Origin of the sequence: Thiothrix eikelboomii (assembly GCF_900167255.1) — a bacterium.
In the GTDB taxonomy this organism is placed as follows: Bacteria; Pseudomonadota; Gammaproteobacteria; order Thiotrichales; family Thiotrichaceae; genus Thiolinea; species Thiolinea eikelboomii.
On the sequence record NZ_FUYB01000015.1, the window covers coordinates 67,032 to 86,980 of the forward strand.

The window sequence follows — 19,949 nt, forward strand, 5'->3', positions numbered from 1 at the left end:
GTTAGCAGAGTCAATGTCAAACTAACGTGAAGGCCTCAAGAGATCATCACCGATGCACCAACCCAATGGGATCTATCAAAAGCTAATTCGGGTGTTTGTGTTACAAATGCTGTTTATTAGCGTCATTACCGTACTCGGCGTGTATACAGCAGCGCTAATCGTAGAAAAAGTCATGATTAAAACTGCCCTCGAAGGCGAGGCGCGGCATTATTGGACTTGGTTGGACCAAGACCCGCAACACCCCACACCCAATACAGATAACTTACGTGGCTACCGAGCCAAGCAAGGGGAGCTTAGTGCAGTGCCTATAGAATTGCGTGCAATGCAACCGGGTTATAAGCGCGTGAAAATTGCACAGGCTGAGCCGTTAGTCTATGTAGAAGATCGAGGCGATACCCGTTTATTCTTAGTGTTTGATGAGGATAGCGTTGGGAAATTATCTTTTTATTTTGGTGTTGTACCACTAAGTTTAGCGCTTATGGTGATTTACTTATCCGCTTGGGTGGCCTATCGCTTATCCCGCCGAACTTTATCGCCGTTGGTATCCTTGGCACAAACTATGCGGCGCTTTGAGGGTAACAACCATAACTTTGCAGCCCTTAATTTGGCTGAATACACCGCAGTCGGTGTCAATGATGAAGTCCGTATCCTCGCACAGTCTTTACAAGAGTTTACCACCCGTCTGCAACAACAATTGATTCGTGAGCGTGAATTTACCCGCGATGTTAGCCATGAATTACGCACCCCATTGGCAGTGATCAGTGGTTCTTTAGAGTTATTACAAAAGCAAGCGTCTTCGCCTGTGCAACAACGTGCCGTAGAACGCATGCAAGTCACCACCCGCGATATGCAAGCGTTGATTGCAACCTTGCTGTTATTAGCACGTGAAGAAAGCCAACACATTCCACTAGCAGCCGTTTCGGTCAATGAGTTAGTCGAACAATTGATGACTCAAGTTGAGCAAACCCATAATAGCGCTCAACGTCTTAAGTTATTACGGATTGAGCGCCAGCACTTAACGATTAACGCGCCCAGTCAGGCCTTAGCGATTGTACTTGGCAATCTAATGCGCAATGCCTGTAATTACACGCACCAAGGTTCAGTCACGGTATTGATTGAAGGTAATGCGGTGGAGATACGGGATACCGGCTTGGGGATGAGTGCTGAACAATTAGAACTCGCACAACAAGTTTTTCAGCGAGTGCATACCACGAGTGATGGCTATGGTTTAGGTTTAGATATTGTACGTCGTCTCTGTGAACGCTATGGCTGGCAGCTCACCATCCGTAGTTTATTGAGCCAAGGGACGACAGTACGGGTGCAATTGGTTAGCTAGTGAGTTTAATCCCCACACCTTTAATTGTGTGAATCAACTCAGGTTGATCGGGCTGATTTAAAGCTTTGCGCAGATTATATAAATGACTGCGTAGTGCATCGGTATCAGGAATATCCTTACCCCAAACCTCATTTTGTAAGGCTTCGCGTGACACGATAGCGGGTGCTTCACGCATTAAAATACGTAGAATTTTAAACGCGGTGGGTGAAACAATTACTTCTTGCCCAGCCCGCCAAACCTGCTGTGTTTTGGTATCTAGGCTTAAATCACCCAAGCTAATCCGCTTATGCACCACTTGCCCACGATTACGCTTCACCAAAGCTTGTAAGCGCGCTACCAATTCTTGATTGGCAAAGGGCTTCACCAAATAATCATCGGCACCTTGTGCAAAACCTTGCAACCGATCCGTTAACTCATCACGGGCGGTAAGCATTAAGACGGGCAAATCCAAACCATACTGTTGACGCAAGCGCTGACAAACACTAAACCCATCTAAGTCTGGTAAATTAATATCCAAAATTAAGGCATCATAGGTATTGTGTGTCGCCAAGCCTAAACCCTGTAAGCCAGTTGCGGCATAATCGACTTCAATCCCATCACTGTTTAAATAGTCGATGAGCGTTTCAGCAAGGAGGCGATGGTCTTCGATCAGCAGAACCAACATATAGCAGCACTCTCAAAAAAAATAGCTTATCAGATAAACAAACAACCGTCTTAGCTCTCATCGCAGCTTGAGCCGTAAGAAACATCCAGTGGTGACGCAGCTAGCCTTAAACTTTAGCTTAAAATTTAATTAAACTCATCCAAAGCGCTTTGAATTGGCATTCTCTCTTGATTTAGCGAGTGCTATAGTTAGTTTTCCACCACCACGAGGTTAGCTATTATGACAACTCACTATCCCAACCTAGCCCAAATGGGCGTGCAAAATCCGCAAGATATTATTGGTTATACCCTCTCGCATATCGCACCTGCCACCGATGTGCTGAAAATCAAATACCAACGCCCCAAAGGTTCTTTATTACCCGTCACACGCAGCTATAATATTGGGCGCGCCGTGCAGACTCGGATGCTCGATAGTGGCACAGCTAAAACGGGGGAAATTCATGAAATTTCCCCCGTACTGGCTAAAGCGATCATGGAACTGGATACGATTGTCGATGCAAAATCGAATCGGGATGAATTGAAAAAACATCTTCTCACCGAGCTAGAGCGGGTTGAAATCGAGTTTGTGGCAGAAATGAAAGCTTTGCGAGCCTTGGTTGCCCAATTAGACACCAGCTCACATTAACTACTCTCGTCGACAGCCTAAGCTAGCTCACTCGCTCCTAGCTTAGGCTACAAAAACTAAGCGCTAGATTCTTCAGACTTGGCTTGCTTTTGTTTAGTATATTGGTGCTAAGCTTATTTCTAAGCTTTTTTAAGTTTTAATTGACCACCAAAGGCAGCTGGACTTATGTCAATTGTTTATTTTATTGCAGGGCTAGTTTTACTCGTCATCGGTGCCGAGCTACTGGTACGAGGGGCTTCACGTTTAGCAGCGGCCTTGGGCATTTCACCCCTAGTAATTGGCTTAACGGTCGTGGCTTTTGGCACGAGCGCCCCCGAGCTTGCAGTGAGTATCAAAGCCGCCTTAGCGGGGCAGGCAGGGATTGCGGTCGGTAATGTCGTCGGTAGTAATATTTTTAATGTGTTATTTATTTTGGGCATTTCTGCTTTGATCGTGCCGTTAATAGTGTCTAAGCAATTGATTCGCTTGGATGTTCCGATCATGATGGCATTATCGCTGAGTGTCTTTTTGTTTGCTTTAGATGGTAGCTTCAGCCGTTTTGAAGGCCTGCTCTGGTTCAGTGGCTTAATTGTTTATATTGTGTTTTTGTTTTACAAAAGCCGCAAAGAGCAGCTAAATGCACCTGAAGAGGCTGATCCTGAAGTGGCAGCTTTGCTGGGTGATACTAAGGCATTGAAACAGGCATGGCCTAAAAATTTGGCACTCATCATCGGTGGTTTAATTTTATTGGTATTAGGTTCGCGTTGGTTGGTTGACAGTGCAGTGATTTTTGCCAAGCATCTCGGGGTCAGTGAAGTGGTGATTGGTTTAACTATTGTTGCTGCAGGTACGTCCTTACCAGAAGTTGTGACCTCGATTATTGCTGCTATTCGTGGCGAGCGAGATATTGCCGTCGGCAATGTAGTTGGGAGTAATATTTTCAATATTATGGCCGTATTGGGTCTGACCAGTATCATTGCCCCTACCGGCATTCCCGTTGAAGCCAGCACCCTCCACTTTGATATTCCCGTGATGATTGCAGTTGCTTTTGCCTGTTTACCGATCTTTTTTACCGGTCAAACCATTAGTCGCCCAGAAGGGGGGTTATTCTTCTTTTACTATGTGGCGTATACGACTTACTTAATCTTTACTGCCACGAGTCATCCAGCTTTAGATCTATTGAGCAAAGTCATGCTTTATGGTGTGTTACCACTGACCGCACTGGGTTTAATTGCCTTTAGTATACGTCAACTACGTCATGCTAAAGTCTGATTGTACTGACAGCCAGAGTTGATTTTGGCAATTAGGAACGCATTAACGGCCTTATTTAGGAGCAGCTCATGAGTTATGTAGATGGTTATATTTTGCCTTTACCCGCTGAGAATGTAGAAGAGTATCGAGCAATGGCTCAATGTGCTGGGCAAATTTGGATCGAGCACGGTGCACTGGCTTATAGAGAATGTATTGGTGATGATCTTAACTCGGAGTGGGCGGGCGATTCTTTCCCGAAAGCAGTCAATGCAGCAGCCAATGAAAAGGTAATCTTTGCCTTTATCACGTTTACGTCACGTGAGCACCGTGATGAAGTGAATGCCAAAGTCTATGCTGATCCGCGCTTAGAAGATTGTGGTGATATGGACGACCCACCCTTTGATTTTAAGCGGATGGCTTATGGTGGTTTTCAAGTACTCGTAGACCTATAACAAGATCTGCCCCTACCCAGCACAGGCTTAGATTAGCTCTAAGCCTGTTGTATTAGTATCCTTAAGAGCCAGCCATGATGAAAAGCCTTATCGCGATTATATTCCTGCTCTGTGTATGCACTGCCACTTATGCAGATGCTTCAGCGTTTAAATGCAACCCAGCTGGCAATCAAGCTGAACTTAACCAATGTGCTCTCGATGAGTACCAAGCAGCGGATAGAAAGCTGAATGATACTTGGAAAAAGCTCATGGCTAAATTCAAGAACGATAAGACCGCTACGGCTAAATTAAAGGCTGCACAAAAAGCTTGGTTAGCGTTTCGTGATGCCGAAATCGAAGCGACTTTTGCTTGTGATACGGGTGATCGTCGTTGTTGGGGGAGCATGGAACCCATGCTACGTCATGGTGAATTGACCTCCCTCACTCAAGCACGTACCGCCCGTTTACAAAAATATCTTCAGAACGGTTTGGGTGTTTCCATGAATTAATGGTTTAATAGACGTAGGGAACGCATGCTCCAAGGACGGAGCGCTTCCTCTCCTTAGGCCTTATCGTTTACTAAGCATGCTCACGCCCATCAGTACCAACAACATACCCGCTAAATGCGCCCAACCAAAGGGTTCACCGAGCAACACCACGGCAAGCAGAATAGTTATCATCGGTCCAGTCGTACCCATCATGCTGGTACGCGCTGCACCAATCCGGGTTAAGGCCTCCGTAAGCATAAAGCTCGGTAAGACCGTACTAAAAACGCCAAGCAATCCCGCATAAAACCACGCGGTAGAATTGACCCATAAAGCACTCAGTGGATGGGTTAATGCAAAATGGATCAATACACAGACCGTAGCCGCCAGCATGGCCAAGCTGGTGAATAATAGACTGCCCACTCGATTGAGCACCCGCTTGCTATACACCAAGTACACCGCAAACATCAGTGCCGATAGCGTGACAAGTAACACCCCTAAGCTGATATTCTTACCACCTAAATTAGCTTCATACGCATAGAGCAAGAGCACTCCGCTATAGGTCAGAACTAAAGCCAAGCTAAGGCGCCGCGTGATCGCCTCATGAAACAGTAACCATCCCAGTAAAGCTGTCATAATCGGATAGCTATACAGCATCAAACGTTCAAGCTGAGCCGAGATATAATTCAACCCCTGCATATCAAAATAAGAAGAGACGTAATAGCCCAATGCACCTAGGACAAGAATGGCTAGCAAATCCTGCTTACTAGGTGAAGTCACTTGGGTTTTATAAATCAACCATAAGAGCACGACCAGATAAAAAGGGGCAGCCACCAACATGCGCAATGTCAGTAGAGTGACGGTATCGACACCTTGAGCGTAGGCCAGCTTAATAAAAATAGACTTCAGTGCAAATAAGGCGGTGCCGCCCAAGGCATATAATAAACCCAGCCGAAAATTATGTTGCTCTGAATAATCACTGATTGATTCCCGCATTGTGTGCTCCGTGTAAGGCTGCGGGATAAAGACTGATTAACTGAGGGTGATCCCGCAGCTAATAAAAAAGATAAAAACCTAGCTGCTCTGTGTATAAACGCAGAGTAGTGGCCAACACTTGGCAAAATTTGCAAGAGAGCGTAAAGAATTCATGCACGCTACTATACAAGCAATTGCGGAGGAAAAACAACTAGACTCGGCCTAGTGCAAGAATCGGAGCAACCTAGGGAGTATTTTAAATTCAAAACAAGAGCTTATCTAGCTGTTCCAGCTTCTTGACGAAACAAACCCTAAAGGAGCATATTCAACCTAGGCGTGAGGATAAAATTTGCTTGTAACAAGCTCAATATTTAACGAGGAGTAGGCCATGAAGAAGCGTTTAATTGCTTTATCTGTATTAAGTGCTGTTTGTTTTTTCTCCCAAGTACAGGCAGCCCCCAAAACCTTTGTTTATTGCTCGGAAGGTTCTCCCTCTGGCTTCAACCCCCAATTTTACACCGATGGCTCGACCTTCGATGCCGCAGGTCAAGCCCTGTATAATCGCTTAGTTGAATTCAAACCCGGTGAAACTAATGTATCACCTGCATTGGCTGAATCTTGGGAGGTGAGTGCAGATGGCTTAACCTACACCTTCAAATTGCGCAAAGGCGTGAAATTCCATACCAGTAAAGACTTCACACCTAGCCGTGACTTTAATGCGGATGATGTGTTGTTCTCTTTCAATCGCCAATGGAAAGCCGACGACCCTTATCACAAAGTCTCGAATGGCAATTACGAATACTTCACAGGTATGTCGATGCCGGATGTGTTGAAAGCCATTGAAAAAGTCGATGATTACACCGTTAAATTTACCTTAAATCGCCCCGAAGCACCGATGCTAGCCAACTTAGCGATGGATTTTGCCTCGATTTTATCCGCTGAATATGCTGATGTTATGATGAAGGCGAAAACACCAGAAAAGGTCGATACCGATCCCGTGGGTACGGGACCTTTCCAATTAGTCGCCTATCAAAAAGACGCAATGATTCGCTATAAGGCCAATGAAAACTACTGGGAAGGCAAGCCAAAGATTGACAATTTAGTATTTGCCATCACCACCGATAATGCGGTGCGTTGGCAAAAATTGCAGGCGGGTGAATGCCATTTAATGCCCTTCCCCAATCCTGCTGACTTAAAAGCGATGCAAGAAAACAAAGATGTGACAGTACTCAGCCAAGAAGGTCTGAACGTTGGTTATTTTGCTTATAACACCACGAAAAAACCCTTCGATGATGCACGGGTGCGTAAAGCGCTAAATATGGCAATTAACAAGCAAGCTATTTTGGAAGCCGTGTATCAAGGAGCGGGCAAAGTCGCCAAAAACCCGATTCCACCGACCATGTGGAGTTACAACGACAAGGTGGAAGACGATAAATATGATGTCGAAGCCGCGAAAAAATTGCTGGAAGAAGCCGGTGTCAAAGACCTAAAAACGAATATCTGGGCGATGCCAGTCCAGCGCCCCTATAACCCGAATGCCAAGCGTATGGCAGAAATGATCCAAGCGGATTGGAAAGCAGTCGGGGTGACTGCCGAGATTGTTTCCTTTGAGTGGGCAGAATATTTAGAGCGCTCCAAAAAAGGTGAACATGACACGCTGTTAATGGGTTGGACGGGTGATAATGGTGACCCTGATAATTTCTTGGCAGTGTTATTAGGTTGTGATGCGGTCAAAGACGGCTCAAATCGGGCTTTTTGGTGTAATCAAGCATTCAATGATTTAGTGCAGAAGGCCAAAACCTTAAGTGATCAAGCGGAGCGGGCTAAATTGTATGAACAAGCTCAGGAGGTGTTTAAGAAAGAAGCACCTTGGGCAACCATTGCGCACTCTGTAGTGTATGAAGTCGCACGTAAAAATGTCTCGGGTTATAAACAATCGCCCTTTGGTTTACATCAATTCAAATCGGTCGATTTAACTGAATAATCACTTGAACGAGAGCTACCTGTGAGTAGCTCTCCTTTTGCACAGGAGTGCCGCGCTTGTTCAAGTTTATTCTCAACAAAATCGTTTTAATCATTCCGACCTTTTTCGGCATTACGCTGGCTGCTTTCTTATTTGTGCGTTTATTGCCCGGTGACCCCATCACTATTCTCACGGGTGAGCGAGGTGTCTCACCCGAGCGGCGAGCGGAGATGGTGGCACAATTGGGTTTGGATCAACCTTTACTGGTTCAATACTTCAATTATCTGCTCAATATTCTGCAGGGTGACTTTGGTCAGTCACTGTCAACACATCGCCCTGTCGTTGAAGAATTTTTTGAACGCTTACCTGCCACCTTAGAACTCTCTTTTTTTGCTATTCTGATTGCCATTATTTTGGGTGTACCGGCGGGGATTATCGCAGCGGTTAAACGTGGGCGTTGGCCGGATCATTTACTAATGGGGGTGGCCTTAACAGGCTATTCCATGCCGATTTTCTGGTGGGGGTTGTTGCTGATTATGCTGTTCTCAACTCAGCTAGGTTGGACACCTGTCTCTGGGCGGCTGGATATTATTAATTATTACTTTGATCCGATCACAGGCTTCATGGTGATTGATGCTTGGCTTTCTGGGCAAGAAGGTGCGGTGAAATCAGCCTTGCGTCATTTGATTTTGCCCAGTGTAGTTTTATCAACCATTCCGATGGCCGTGATTGCGCGTCAGACCCGCTCTGCAATGCTAGAGGTTTTAGGCGAGGATTATATTCGTACTGCTTATGCCAAAGGCTTACCGACATGGCGAGTCATCGGTATTCATGCCTTACGCAATGCGCTGATTACGGTTGTGACCGTGATTGGTTTGCAGATCGGTACTTTAGTCGCAGGTGCCGTGTTAACGGAGACGATTTTTGCATGGCCAGGGGTAGGGAAATGGATGATTGATGCCATTTCACATCGGGATTATCCCGCCGTGCAAGGTGGCTTATTGTTTATTGCTATGCTGGTCATGCTGGTGAATCTAATGGTGGATTTAATGTATGGCTGGATTAATCCGCGTGTGAGGGACGGCAAATGAAACTGTTCGCGGATGAGGCTTGGCGTACCACTTGGCTTTATTTCAAAGAAAGTAAAGGTGGTCTATGGGGCTTAAGCTTTTTAGGCATTGTACTTTTTTGCGTCGTGTTTGCTGATCTGATTGCGCCCTTTGATCCGAGTCTACAAAACCGGAGTGCGTTATTGTTGCCCCCCATTTGGACGGAGGCAGGTCATTGGCCGTATATTTTAGGCACTGATGCGGTAGGGCGCGATCTGTTATCGCGGCTAATTTATGGTGCACGTTATTCGATGTTTATTGGTTTTGTGGTGGTGTCTTTAGCTGTGATTATTGGCACTTTGCTTGGCTTATTAGCAGGCTACTATTCAGGCTGGCTAGACACCTTGATTATGCGTTTGATGGACGTGATTTTAGCCTTCCCAAGTTTATTATTGGCCTTAGGTTTGGTGGCGGTTTTAGGGCCGGGTTTATTGAATGCGATGTATGCCATTGCTTTGGTGATGTTGCCGCATTTTGTCCGCCTGACCCGTGCTAATGTCTTGAGTGAGAAAAATCGTGATTATGTGATAGCCAGTCGGATTGTCGGTGCGAGTAATAGACGTTTGATGTTCAACACCATTCTGCCAAATTGCATGGCACCCTTAATTGTGCAAGCAACTTTATCCTTTTCAAATGCAATTTTGGATGCGGCCGCGTTAGGCTTTTTAGGGATGGGCGCACAGCCACCCTTGCCAGAATGGGGAGCGATGCTCGCTGAAGCCCGTGAATTTATCAGTCGTGCTTGGTGGGTAGTGACTTTTCCGGGTTTAGCGATTTTACTCACCGTGCTTTCGATTAATTTAGTCGGTGATGCTTTACGTGATGCACTCGACCCAAGGATGCGCCGCTCATGAGTCTATTAACCGTGCGCAATTTATCCGTTGCTTTCCCCACACAGAATGGCTGGTTTCAAGCAGTAGAGGGGATTTATTTAGAGGTGAAAGCAGGCGAAGTAGTAGCGATTGTCGGTGAATCAGGTTCGGGTAAATCGGTCGCGATGCTCGCAGTCATGAACTTGCTCCCACCGACTGCCCGCATTAGCTGTGATGAATTAAAGCTTGATGGGCAAGATGTATTAACGATGCCACCCAAACAGCGCCGTCAGCTTAATGGTGGCACAGTGGCTATGATCTTCCAAGAACCCATGAGTAGCCTAAATCCCTGCTTTACCATCGGCTATCAAATTGATGAAACCCTCCGTATTCATTTGGGTGGCTCGAAAAAAGAACGTATTGAACGCAGCTTACATCTACTGGACCTAGTGGGTATTCCTGATCCAAAACGCCGTTATCAAGCCTATCCGCATCAAATGTCAGGTGGGATGAGCCAACGTGCGATGATTGCAATGGCCCTGGCCGCGAATCCTAAATTGCTGATTGCCGACGAGCCGACCACGGCACTCGATGTGACTGTACAGGCACAAATCTTGGAGTTGTTGTTAAAGTTGCAACAAACCCAAGGGATGGGCTTGATTTTGATTACCCACGACATGGGGGTGGTCGCAGAAACGGCTCAACAAGTGGTTGTGCAATACGCAGGGCAGCAAGTGGAAAAGCAGCAAGTGGCAGGATTATTTAAAACCCCACATCATCCTTATACGGCAGCCCTGTTGGATGCCTTGCCAGAGCGTGCACCCGCAGGTGACTTCCTGCCCACGATCCCGGGCATCGTGCCGGGGCAAAAAGATCGCCCAATCGGTTGCTTATTCTCGCCACGCTGCCAGCACGCTCAAGCGCTCTGTCATGAACAACAACCTTTATTGCAAGCCCTACCAAGCAGGCAGGCCGCTTGGTTGCGTTGCCATTATCCGTTAAATCTAACAACGGAGGCCGTCGATGGCTGAAGTCTTACGCGCGGTTAATTTGCAGCAAGTGTATGCAGCACGCCAAGGCCTATTTCAAAAGTCGCTGAGCGTACACGCCCTCAATGGGGTGAGTTTTAGCTTAAATGCGGGTGAAACCTTAGCCGTTGTCGGTGAATCAGGTTGTGGCAAATCAACCTTAGCCCGCGCACTGACCTTGATTGAAACACCCTCGGCGGGTGAGTTGTGGTTAGCGGGTGAACTAGTTGATACTCAGAAAAAGCCTGAGGCTGCCTTGCGCCAACGCATTCAAATGGTTTTTCAGAATCCTTATGGCTCACTCAATCCACGCAAAACCATTCAACAGATGCTGGAAGAACCCTTGCTGCTCAATACCCAACTTTCCCGTGAGCAACGGCGTCAAGCGGTCAGCACAATGATGGAACGAGTGGGTTTGCGCCCTGAATTTGCTGAGCGCTATCCACACATGTTTTCTGGCGGTCAGCGTCAACGAATTGCGATTGCACGAGCGTTAATGCTCAAACCCCAAGTCGTGGTACTGGATGAACCCGTATCGGCGCTCGATTTATCAGTACGCGCCCAAATTCTGAATTTGCTCACCGAATTGCAGCAGGATTTAGGTTTAGCTTATGTGTTTATTTCACACGATTTATCCGTCGTGCAGCGGATTGCCGATGCAGTGATGGTGATGTATTTTGGGCGAGCAGTGGAGTATGCCGATGCGAAAACCATTTTTAGCCACCCGCAACACCCTTATACTCAAGCTTTGTTTTCTGCGACCCCAGTGGCTGAGGTAGGCGAAAAACGCGAACGGATTCATCTACAAGGCGAACCCCCTTCACCCTTGCACCCACCACCGGGCTGCCCATTTGGGCCACGTTGTGCCTATGTGCAGGCGATCTGCCGCCAACAGCTACCCCATTTGCGAACTTTAAATCAAGCGTGGGTCGCTTGTGTACGCGCTGAAGCGATTAATGCCTCTAGCCTCCCAAATACTTCAGCCAAATCGCTGTTACATAGTCACGCTCCTCCATAAATGCCTCCGCACTGACTGTGGCTGCTTGTTCCTGTAAGGCTAATTGATGCGTGTGATTACGCAGGCTGCGATAAATATCCTGTAACTGACCTACCTCCGCCGCTGTCAAAATGCAAGCCTGTCGCAGCGAGTCTAATTGACGAATATTATCACTCCATTCGACTAAAGCAGGCTGCTGATGAGCATGTGCTAGAATCAAATATTGCACAATAAACTCAATATCGGTAATCCCACCCGGATCTTTTTTCAGATTAAACACTTGGGGATCTTTACTACCGAGGGACTCCCACATTTTTTGACGCATATTCACCACTTCTTGCCGCAACTGCTCAGGATCACGCGGTTGGCAGAGAATTTCATGGCGAATGGCCTCAAATTGCGCCCGCAATTCAGGGCTACCCGTAATCATGCGTGCTCGTAATAAGGCTTGATGCTCCCAAATCCATGCTTTATCTAATTGATATTGGCGAAAAGCCTCAGCACTTGAAACTAATAAGCCGGAAGCGCCACTCGGACGCAGACGAGTATCTGTTTCATATAAGCGGCCATCATGCGTGAAGGTCGACAGTGCATTGATAATCTTCTGGGCTAACCGTGCAAAAAATACTGGGTTTTCCAAGGGCTTATTGCCATCTGTCATTTGCTGCTCACCACAGCTATCATGCAAAAAAACAATATCTAAATCTGAACCATAGCCCAACTCAATCCCACCTAATTTGCCATACCCGACAATAGCAATACTGGCAGCCTTTTTCTCACCATTCAGGACATAGTGCGGCAGACCCGATTTAGTCGTTATACTCTGCCAGACATGAGCCGTGGTTTCTTCCAAGATCGCCTCTGCAATCCAAGTCAACTGATCAGAGACCACCATTAACGGCAAAATGCCGGTAATATCTGCTGCTGCCACCCGCAAAACTTGGGCTTGCTTAAACTGCCGCAAGCGCTCCATCACTAAGCCTGTATCGTCTGGATCGACACTACCTAAAGCTTGCTTGAGTGCTGCGCCTAACTCTTGGCGATTTAAGGGGCGATATAATTGGCGAGTGTCCAAGAGCGCATCGAGCAAAATAGGATGTTGCGTAAGCTGAACAGTAATCCAGACACTGGCATGGACGAGTTTGACGAATTGCTCCAAAGCCCCCGGATGATCCACGAGCATCACGATATAACCCGAGCGCCGTGCAATCGCTTGGATCACTTGCAAACTACGGGTTAAGGCTTGAGCAGGATGGGTTTGAGTCGCACACACTGCTAATAGCTCAGGCATTAACCGATCTAAACGGGTACGCCCTAACTCAGTTAAGGATTTGTACAAACGGCTTTCACGCAACGCTTTAATTTGCTGCCAGCATTCCATTTCTGGCTTTAAGCCCCAAGAAAGCAAAGTGTTCGTGGCGTGATCATCATCCATTTGACCTTGCCACACTTGAATCAGCTCTTGATTGGGATCAAGCTCAGTGGCTTCGTCCTCACCCTCAACGGCAAAAATACGTTTAAAAATCAAGCTAACTTGCTCACGATGGGCATCGAGGGTTTGCATAAAGCTAGCCCAATCCGCCAAGCCTAAGGAAGCCGCCATCAGTTGCTGCTGCTCCGAGTCAGTAGGTAAAGCATGCGCCTGCTCATCTTTCCACATTTGTACGCGGTTTTCCGCACGACGTAAAAAGTGATAGGCCACTCGTAAGTGATTAGCATCTTGCGGGCTTAATAGTTGAGTTTGCTCTAAAATAGTCAGCGTTTTTAAGAGATTGCGCTCTTGCAAACGAGGTTCACGCCCACCGCGCATTAGCTGGAAGACTTGTGCAGTAAACTCAATTTCACGAATCCCGCCTTTGCCTAACTTTACATCTTGCTGTTTACCTTTGCGCAAAGCTTCACGGTTGATCATGGCCTTCATTTCGCGTAACTGCTCAACCGCCCCATAATCTAAATAACGGCGATACACAAACGGGCGTAACCGCTCCATCAGCTCTTGTCCGTCTTGTACCTCACCTGCCATCACCCGTGCTTTGACCATCGCATAGCGCTCCCACTCGCGCCCATGCGTTTGGTAATAATGCTCCATCGCATCAAAGGACAAGGCTAAAGCGCCGACCTCACCAAAAGGGCGCAGACGCATATCGACTCGATATGCAAAGCCGTCAGCAGTGGCTTGACCTAAGGTATTAATCAGCTTTTGCCCGACACGGGTGAAGAAAGTTTGATTGTCTAAACTACGCCGACCATCCGTTTCGCCTGCCTCAGGGAAAGCAAAAATCAAATCAATATCTGAAGAAAAGTTTAACTCACGCCCACCCAGTTTGCCCATGCCTAAGACCAACATGCTTTGAGGTTTACCTGTACGGCTGAGCGGCTGACCCTGTTTAGCCACTAATTGTTTTTGCCACCACGCCAACACACTGCCGACTAAAGCATCTGCTAAATCTGAAGTGGTTTGCAAGGTTTCCACTAACTCCGCAGCCCCAGTTAAATCCCGCCACGCGATCCTCACTGTTTCTCGATGTCGAATTTGTCTTACCGCCCGCATTAAACTAGGTTCATCACTAATAGCGGCTATTTCCAGCGCTATCTTCTGCACCAACTCACCGTCTTGATAAGCCGCATTGGCTAGCAAAGCCTCAACCCATTGCGGATAGCGCATGAGTTGCTCTTGTAAATAAGGGCTGGCGTTTAAAGCTAATTCAGCGCTTGAGCTTAAATCAGCAGGGAAACTAGCTAACAGTGCAGGCGCAATCGGCATGAGCTTATTCTCCTTGTTTTGAATAGCGGTTAGGGTTAATTGTATTCTCATTAACCGCCCACAGAGAGTATCTTTGAAGTTCTAAATGGTAAACCCTATGTGCTTGCCTGTAGGTAATTCAATATCAAGACGTAGCTTCCCCCCCATTGTTTCAACATAACGCTTGATGGTGGACAATTTCAAGTCATTACCACGGTGCTCGAGAGCTGATAATGAAGGCTGTGTAATCCCCAACTGCTGAGCTAATTGTTTTTGTGAAATTTCTAGCTCTTCACGGATTTTATACAAATGCTGTTCAAGCAATAGCTCTGCTGTCAGTTCTTGAATCCGTGCTTGGCTTTCAGTAGAACGCCGATCTAGGAGTTGTTGTAGTGTTTTAGGCATGGTTTGAATCTCCTAATGATTGAATATAACGCTCATACTGCTCATCAGCGATGGGGATCATCGTTTTATAAAACTGCTTTTCTTTCCCACCTTTATTACCAATACAAAGCACAATGGCTTGACGAAGTGGGTCAAAAGCAAAGAACGCCCGAATTGGCTTACCTTTGTGCTGGATACGCAGTTCCTTCATATGGGAAAACTTAGAAGCATTAATCGTATCAACGAGTGGTCTACCTAAATTCGGTCCTATTTTTTGGAGTACAAGGAGCGCTGCTAAGACTTTTTCCTGTGTAGCATTATCCTGTTGATCTAACCACTCGTTGAATAGTTCAGTAGTGATAACTGTCCAGCTCACAAAGCCCTCCACAAATATAGATTATAGTCTATATTACAAAAGCATTGACTAGTCTACAAGTTATTCGGGGTAATCGTTTTTACAAATCCTTTACTTTTTCCGCAGACATTGGCGAGACTGCTTGCAATTGGCACAATGGCATGATGCAAATTCAAATCCTTTCAAATTTAGATCAAGTTGCCTGCAGCGCGTGGAATGCCCTCGTGCAGGATAATAACCCTTTTGTGCGCCATGAGTTTTTAGCCGCACTGGAGCATCATGGCTGTGTCGGGAAAAACTTTGGCTGGTTGCCTCGCCATATTACTGTTTATGATGGAACTGAATTGATTGGCGCGATGCCTTTTTATGAAAAATACAATTCCTACGGCGAATTTGTATTTGATCATGCTTGGGCAGAAGCTTATAAGCGCCATCACCTAGATTATTATCCTAAACTCGTCTCTGCCATTCCTTATACGCCTGCGAGTGGGCAGCGCTTGTTAGCCAAACTAGGGCGTGAAACTGAGGTTTATGCCCTTCTTTTAGCCAGTGCTTTGCAGCTTGCCGAAACCTTGCAAGCCAGTAGTGTGCATTGGCTATTTCCTTTAAGTACCGAACAGGAGTGGCTGAACCAACAGCAGTTAATCACTCGTCACGACTGTCAATTTCATTGGCGAAATTTTGGCTATAGCCAGTTTGATGATTTTCTGGAAACTTTGAGTTCAAAAAAGCGTAAAAACATCAAACAAGAGCGGCGCAAAGTTCAAGAGGCAGGCGTGAAATTACGGGTTCTGGATGGGTATAGCGCGACGGCTGCTGATTGGGAGCGCTTTGCCTTCTTCTATCAACACACCTTTGAGAGTAAATGGGGTGTCCCCACTTTAAATGCAGGCTTTTTTAAAGAGGTTGCCGCTCATTTGCCGGAACAAGTTTTGTTAATCATGGCAGACCGAGATCAAGAGTGTATGGCCGGTTCGCTGATGTTTCGAAGTGACACGCGCTTATATGGGCGTCACTGGGGTTGTACCGAGTACTTTGACAGCTTGCATTTTGAGGCCTGCTATTATCAAGGTATCGACTATTGTATTCGCCATCGGTTACAAGTGTTTGAACCCGGTGCACAAGGCGAACATAAAGTAGCACGCGGTTTTATCCCCACGCTGACTCGTTCTAGTCATTGGTTAGCGCATGCTGGCTTCCAACAAGCCGTGCGTCAGCACACGATGTATGAACAGCGTTCAGTCGCCGAATATATGCAAACGATTGCTGAACACCTACCGTATCGAGATACATTTCTGGCAGAACAACTGAAAGAATGACTGAAGGAATAAAAAAAGCCAGAACCTAGTCTGGCTAAAAATAGATCCTATGTGTTCAGATATCAGGCACTGAACCAGGATCCTCAACACACTATTCAAAGGTTTGGTTTAACCGACTTAACTAAACCGTTATGGCTAACGGCCTTAACCTAAAGGCTCATCCACTTGCGCATAATCTTCAGTGTCGGCATCAGCAGCATAACTACTCCGCCGACTGCTAGGGTGATAGGCTTTTTGATAGCTACGCACACCTTTATAAATCGCATCGGCTAATTGCTGCTGATAACTAGGATTGCGTAACCGCTGTTCCTCTGCTGCATTACTAATAAAAGCTGTTTCCACTAACATCGACGGAATATCCGGTGCTTTTAACACCACGAAGCTCGCACTTTCGACCTGTGTCCGTAAGGGATTACTCACAGAAGCAAGCTCGCGCAAGGTATTCTTTGCTAAAGATAAGCTGCGATCCATCGTTGCATTTTGGCTTAGATCTAAGAGGATAGAAGCAATTTTATTGCTATTTCCAGCTAAGCGTACATTACCTAACCGTAGCTCATAAGAATTTTCGCTATCCGCTAATAAGCGCGCTGCTTCACTTGAAGCACCATTTTCCGAAAGGATATAGACGGATGAACCATGTAAATTAGCGCGGTTATTCGCATCGGCATGGATAGAAATAAATAAATCGGCATTATTTCGGCGGGCAATTTCAATGCGCTCACGCAGGTCAACATAGCGATCATCATTTCGAGTCATGACAGCACGCATGCCCGGGGCGGCATTAATTTTAGCTTTTAGCTTTTTAGCCACCGCCAATACAACCTCTTTTTCTTGAGTACCTTGTCTGCCGATAGCACCCGGATCATGTCCTCCATGCCCTGGATCAATCGCTACGACAAAGCTCGCCCGCTTAGAGGGTGCAGGTCCTTCATCCTCGACGGCTGGCTCTTGGCTGCTAGCCTTATCAGCCTGACGCCGCCTTGAGCTAGTCCCACGCGCTTTACTAGACACCGTTAAATTTAGTACGTTATCACTGCCGGATTTTGTCATTTTCGCATCAAGCTCGACAGCGCTGGTCATGTCTAATACAACCCGCAATTTTCCATCATCACGGACCGCATAACGAATCGCTTCTAGCGGCGGACGGTCATGCCGACCTTGTTTTAAACTGCCGTCTAAATCGGTTTGATAGAGATCAATAACGACCCGATGCGGATCACTGAGGGTAAAGACTTTGTATTTAACCGGAGAGGTCAGCAGCAAGGAAACCGTCAGAGCATTAGCGTTGCCTGATAATTTTGCACCCACTAATTTACCTTGAGGCGCGGCCCATAATTGACCGGTCAAGACGCCGCTACTGAGCACACTCGAGGCGACTGCAAGCTTTAAAAGGAAATTTCGACGTGTCACATCTTGGTTTTGCATAAATTTATAGACCCAGCCAGCTTTCGAATTATCACTGAGGAATAGGCAATCCGCTGCAGAATAGGCATTACGGTAGCTTACATACTAACCTACAGCAGACATTTTTCAAGTATTTTTTTATGAATACTTTATAAGTATATGAAAATATTAAATTAATTTTATTCTAGATAAGCAATTCGCCCTGCTAAATGCAAATTAATTGTTAGCGTTAAATTAGCCTTGGGGATATAAGCCCCGCCCTTATCCGGCCATTCTAAGAGGCAGAGAGCCTCTTGATCTAAATAATCCCGAATGCCTATGTATTCTAACTCTTCTGGATCAGCTAGCCTATATAAATCAAAATGATAGATGACTCGCTCAGCCAGCTGATACGGCTCTACTAAGGTGTAAGTAGGACTTTTGACTATCCCTTGATAACCAAGTTCCCTGAGTATGCCGCGAACCACTGTAGTTTTTCCAGCGCCCAAATCGCCATATAATTTAATGATACCGCCTGCGGGGAATTGTTGAGCTATTTGTGCACCTAAAGCCAAGCTAGCTGCTTCATCGGCTAAATAGATTGTTGATCGCCTACTCATGGATTCACCCATCCCCGTAACTGCTCAATCACATCACTGGCGAGCAAACCTCGCTCGCCTTGCTCTGCTGCCTGATCCGCAGCCAACGCATGAATTAATACGCCTGTACTCGCCGCCGCCATTAAACTTAAACCTTGCCCAACTAAACTCGTCACAATCCCAGTCAAAACATCACCCATACCGGCGGTGGCCATCCCCGGATTACCTACAAGACAGACAGCAATGGCTGTTTCATCCGCTACTAAGCTACCTGCCCCTTTCAAAACAATGACACCACCGTATTGTTGTTGTAAGGCACGCACCGCTGCAAACCGATCCTGCTCCAACGTCTCAGTCGTGCACGCTAATAAACGGGCAGCTTCAGCAGGATGCGGTGTCAGTATCCAGTTAGTACGCCGCTGCGGTGATTGTGCTAACAGATTTAAAGCATCCGCATCTAAAACTAAGGGCAACGAAGTATTCAGAGTTTCAGCCCAAATAGCTTGAGCTAAAGTACTGGTCCCCAAACCAGGTCCTAGGCCGACGACAGTTTTATTGCTTAAGTGAGTCGCCACTTCACTCGCTTGAATAGCGTGTACCATGAGTTCAGGACGATTGAGATTTAACCACGCTGCATGTTGAGGATCAGTCCCTAAAGACACCAGCCCACTACCAGTACGCAAAGCGGCCTCACCCGCCAAACGAATCGCCCCCGCCATACCCGCTTGACCACCGATTAATAAGACATGCCCAAACTTACCCTTATGCGCACAACGTGCTCGCTTGGGCAGATAGCTTTTTAAGAGTCCAGTGGACAGAGTGTAGTTCTGAGTTGGTATTTGCTGCAAAACCTGCATCGGCAAATCTAGATCAGCCAAAGCTAACTCCCCAACATAAGCCCGCGCTTGCCCAGTGAGTAAACCTTGTTTTAAACCAATAAAGGTCACGGTTAAACTCGCCTTGACCGCACTCCCTAAAGCTTGACCTGTATTACCATTTAAGCCAGAGGGAAGATCAACCGCGACGACGGGCTGAGAGCTTGCATTGATCGCTTTAACGGCAGCCAACCAGCGCTCTTGCAATGGCCTCGTTAACCCTGTCCCCAATAAAGCATCGACTAATACATCCGTTAAAGGGAGTGACCCCGCAAAACTAGCGACCTCACCCCCTGTTTTTACATAATCTTGATACGCTGTTTGTGCATCATTTTCTAGGGTTGCAGGTGAACTCACCGCCACTACCTGCACTTGCCACGCAGCTTGCTGAGCCAGCCGAGCAAGCACATAACCATCACCCGCATTATTACCAGCTCCACAGACAATGCACAGCGAGCGAGCTTGAGGATAACGTTCAAGAATAACGGCAAATAACGCAGCAGCCGCTCGTTGCATTAAGTCATAGCCCGGAATACCATATTCTCGAATAGCCAGACGATCTAGCTCACGCACTTGCTCAATAGTGTAGACTGGGAGTTTATCAGATGAACTGCTAAGCAACATGCTATTGAATGAT

At 46.6% G+C, this 19,949-nt stretch carries 19 protein-coding genes; 11 read left to right on the forward strand and 8 right to left on the reverse strand.

Going from position 1 to position 19,949, the window contains the following annotated elements:
• Window positions 1-52 precede the first annotated feature (52 nt).
• Window positions 53-1,336 (forward strand): sensor histidine kinase, encoded by a 1,284-nt coding sequence (locus B5D50_RS13880; RefSeq protein WP_078923242.1) that lies wholly within the window; start codon window positions 53-55, stop codon window positions 1,334-1,336.
• Here the strand turns inward: B5D50_RS13880 and B5D50_RS13885 are convergent.
• Window positions 1,329-2,000: a response regulator transcription factor gene (locus B5D50_RS13885; RefSeq protein ID WP_078923243.1), complete on the reverse strand. Its 672-nt coding sequence runs from the start codon at window positions 1,998-2,000 to the stop codon at window positions 1,329-1,331. The two genes, B5D50_RS13880 and B5D50_RS13885, sit on opposite strands and share 8 nt — an antisense overlap.
• 219 nt (window positions 2,001-2,219) lie before the next feature.
• Here B5D50_RS13885 and B5D50_RS13890 point away from each other — a divergent pair, with 219 nt between their 5' ends.
• The 4 genes from B5D50_RS13890 (at window position 2,220) to B5D50_RS13905 (ending at window position 4,794) form a co-directional block, all read left to right on the forward strand.
• Entirely contained in the window at window positions 2,220-2,624 is a 405-nt protein-coding gene (locus tag B5D50_RS13890) for a DUF3461 family protein (RefSeq protein WP_078923244.1), read from the forward strand.
• A gap of 165 nt (window positions 2,625-2,789) precedes the next feature.
• Entirely contained in the window at window positions 2,790-3,875 is a 1,086-nt protein-coding gene (locus tag B5D50_RS13895; protein ID WP_078923245.1) for a calcium/sodium antiporter, read from the forward strand.
• Between the two features lie 68 nt (window positions 3,876-3,943).
• On the forward strand, window positions 3,944-4,306 hold the full coding sequence (locus B5D50_RS13900; RefSeq protein WP_078923246.1) for a DUF1428 domain-containing protein: 363 nt from the start codon (window positions 3,944-3,946) through the stop codon (window positions 4,304-4,306).
• Window positions 4,307-4,380: 74 nt separating this feature from the next.
• On the forward strand, window positions 4,381-4,794 hold the full coding sequence (locus B5D50_RS13905) for a lysozyme inhibitor LprI family protein (protein WP_078923247.1): 414 nt from the start codon (window positions 4,381-4,383) through the stop codon (window positions 4,792-4,794).
• Between the two features lie 60 nt (window positions 4,795-4,854).
• Here B5D50_RS13905 and B5D50_RS13910 read toward each other — a convergent pair whose 3' ends face one another.
• Entirely contained in the window at window positions 4,855-5,766 is a 912-nt protein-coding gene (locus B5D50_RS13910; protein WP_078923248.1) for a DMT family transporter, read from the reverse strand.
• Window positions 5,767-6,133: 367 nt separating this feature from the next.
• Between B5D50_RS13910 and B5D50_RS13915 the strand changes: the two genes are divergently transcribed.
• From B5D50_RS13915 to B5D50_RS13935, 5 genes are read left to right on the forward strand one after another with little or no spacing between them, the layout of a single operon-like run.
• The gene (locus B5D50_RS13915; RefSeq protein ID WP_078923249.1) at window positions 6,134-7,729 is read left to right on the forward strand and encodes an ABC transporter substrate-binding protein; all 1,596 of its coding nucleotides are present in this window, start codon (window positions 6,134-6,136) and stop codon (window positions 7,727-7,729) included.
• A gap of 47 nt (window positions 7,730-7,776) precedes the next feature.
• Window positions 7,777-8,799 (forward strand): ABC transporter permease, encoded by a 1,023-nt coding sequence (locus tag B5D50_RS13920; protein ID WP_234975883.1) that lies wholly within the window; start codon window positions 7,777-7,779, stop codon window positions 8,797-8,799.
• Window positions 8,796-9,671 carry an ABC transporter permease subunit gene (locus B5D50_RS13925; RefSeq protein WP_078923251.1) on the forward strand — a complete coding sequence of 292 codons (876 nt, stop codon included), beginning with the start codon at window positions 8,796-8,798 and terminating at the stop codon, window positions 9,669-9,671. The genes B5D50_RS13920 and B5D50_RS13925 overlap by 4 nt, the downstream gene beginning before the upstream one ends.
• A complete protein-coding gene (locus B5D50_RS13930; protein WP_078923252.1) occupies window positions 9,668-10,660 on the forward strand; it encodes an ABC transporter ATP-binding protein in 993 nt (330 codons plus the stop codon). The genes B5D50_RS13925 and B5D50_RS13930 overlap by 4 nt, the downstream gene beginning before the upstream one ends.
• Window positions 10,653-11,675 (forward strand): dipeptide ABC transporter ATP-binding protein, encoded by a 1,023-nt coding sequence (locus B5D50_RS13935; protein ID WP_078923253.1) that lies wholly within the window; start codon window positions 10,653-10,655, stop codon window positions 11,673-11,675. Before B5D50_RS13930 ends, B5D50_RS13935 begins: the two co-directional genes overlap by 8 nt.
• Here B5D50_RS13935 and glnE read toward each other — a convergent pair.
• From glnE to B5D50_RS13950, 3 genes are read right to left on the reverse strand one after another with little or no spacing between them, the layout of a single operon-like run.
• On the reverse strand, window positions 11,620-14,469 hold the full coding sequence (gene glnE / locus B5D50_RS13940; RefSeq protein ID WP_234975884.1) for a bifunctional [glutamate--ammonia ligase]-adenylyl-L-tyrosine phosphorylase/[glutamate--ammonia-ligase] adenylyltransferase: 2,850 nt from the start codon (window positions 14,467-14,469) through the stop codon (window positions 11,620-11,622). The genes B5D50_RS13935 and glnE overlap by 56 nt on opposite strands.
• A gap of 30 nt (window positions 14,470-14,499) precedes the next feature.
• Window positions 14,500-14,802 (reverse strand): helix-turn-helix domain-containing protein, encoded by a 303-nt coding sequence (locus B5D50_RS13945; protein ID WP_078923255.1) that lies wholly within the window; start codon window positions 14,800-14,802, stop codon window positions 14,500-14,502.
• The gene (locus B5D50_RS13950; protein ID WP_078923256.1) at window positions 14,795-15,157 is read right to left on the reverse strand and encodes a type II toxin-antitoxin system RelE/ParE family toxin; all 363 of its coding nucleotides are present in this window, start codon (window positions 15,155-15,157) and stop codon (window positions 14,795-14,797) included. Before B5D50_RS13950 ends, B5D50_RS13945 begins: the two co-directional genes overlap by 8 nt.
• Before the next feature lie 140 nt (window positions 15,158-15,297).
• On the opposite strand from B5D50_RS13950, the gene B5D50_RS13955 reads away from it, so the two are divergent.
• Window positions 15,298-16,455 (forward strand): GNAT family N-acetyltransferase, encoded by a 1,158-nt coding sequence (locus B5D50_RS13955; protein ID WP_234975885.1) that lies wholly within the window; start codon window positions 15,298-15,300, stop codon window positions 16,453-16,455.
• A 144-nt stretch (window positions 16,456-16,599) separates the two neighbouring features.
• Here the strand turns inward: B5D50_RS13955 and B5D50_RS13960 are convergent, their stop codons facing one another.
• The 3 genes from B5D50_RS13960 to B5D50_RS13970 all read right to left on the reverse strand — a co-directional run bounded on the left by B5D50_RS13960 (window position 16,600) and on the right by B5D50_RS13970 (window position 19,936).
• Entirely contained in the window at window positions 16,600-17,880 is a 1,281-nt protein-coding gene (locus B5D50_RS13960; protein WP_078923257.1) for an N-acetylmuramoyl-L-alanine amidase, read from the reverse strand.
• A gap of 158 nt (window positions 17,881-18,038) precedes the next feature.
• Window positions 18,039-18,458: a tRNA (adenosine(37)-N6)-threonylcarbamoyltransferase complex ATPase subunit type 1 TsaE gene (gene tsaE, locus B5D50_RS13965; RefSeq protein WP_078923278.1), complete on the reverse strand. Its 420-nt coding sequence runs from the start codon at window positions 18,456-18,458 to the stop codon at window positions 18,039-18,041.
• A complete protein-coding gene (locus tag B5D50_RS13970) occupies window positions 18,455-19,936 on the reverse strand; it encodes an NAD(P)H-hydrate dehydratase (RefSeq protein ID WP_078923258.1) in 1,482 nt (493 codons plus the stop codon). The genes tsaE and B5D50_RS13970 overlap by 4 nt, the downstream gene beginning before the upstream one ends.
• Between the last annotated feature and the right edge of the window lie 13 nt (window positions 19,937-19,949).